Annotated in this window: 2 protein-coding genes; both read right to left on the bottom strand. The window is 71.4% G+C overall.

The annotated features are described in order from the left end of the window. The coding region (locus tag C1A33_RS26590; RefSeq protein ID WP_165818598.1) for a helix-turn-helix domain-containing protein at positions 1 to 503 on the bottom strand (503 nt) is incomplete at its 3' end. Beyond that, positions 500 to 912: IS607 family transposase (locus tag C1A33_RS26585; RefSeq protein WP_101834340.1), on the bottom strand; the 413-nt coding region annotated here is incomplete at its 5' end. The genes C1A33_RS26585 and C1A33_RS26590, both read right to left, overlap by 4 nt.

Here is a 912-nt window from a genome sequence, read left to right as displayed (position 1 = left end):
GAGGTGAGCGCGCCCATCGGCTCGTGGACCTTCACCCGACCGATCCGGGGCAGCTTCACATACCGGTCACCGGCCGGGCCGTAGGCACCGGTCGTGTACCGGAACGAGCCCCGGGCCTTCCCGCGCTTTTTGAACCGGGGGAAACCGACCCGACGGCCCCCACGGGCACCCTTCCTCGAGTCGGAGAAGTTCTTCAACACACCCGCGAGCTGGCCCAGCCCGGCCGAATACGCCTCCTTCGAACACTCGCCCCACCACGGCGCGACATCATGCTTGGCCGTGTTCCACGCCAGCCGCAGCGCGGGCAGCGTCCACGGCACCGGCGTGAGCTGATCGCCGCCCTGGCCGTACGACATCTCGGCGTCGCGCTGGGCGAGCGCGGCCTTCACCCGGGCCACACCCCAGTTGTAGGCGAACCAGGCCGCCCCGGCGTGCCGGGACAGCTTCACGGCCTGGGCATTGTTCGGGTCGAGCGCGAACCGATACGCCTGCAGCGTCCTCACCCGGCGTCCTCGGTCGCGGCGGCGACCGCCCGGCGGGCACGATCCGCGGCGGTCTGGCGGCCGTACAACCGGGCGCACAGCGACGTCAGGATCTCCGTCATGTCCCGGACCAGATCATCGTCGACCTCGGCCGGGTCGACCACCAGCAGCCGCCGGCCCTGCGCGGACAGCACGGCCTCGACATCCTCGGCGCCGAACCGAGCGAACCTGTCGCGGTGCTCCACGACGATCGTGCTCACCCCCGGGTCGCCCAGCGACGCGAACAACTTCCCGCGGTCGCCGTTCAACACCGAACCGACCTCGGTGACGACCCGGCCAACAGGTAGGCCCTGCCCGGCCGCCCATACGGTGACCCGGGCGACCTGCCGGTCCAGGTCGGCCTTCTGGTCAGCGGACGACACCCGGGCGT

The organism is Frankia canadensis, from assembly GCF_900197875.1.
GTDB lineage: Bacteria > Actinomycetota > Actinomycetes > Frankiales > Frankiaceae > Frankia > Frankia canadensis.
Note: the sequence above shows the minus strand (reverse complement) of the source record. Positions and strands in the feature narration are given on the sequence as shown.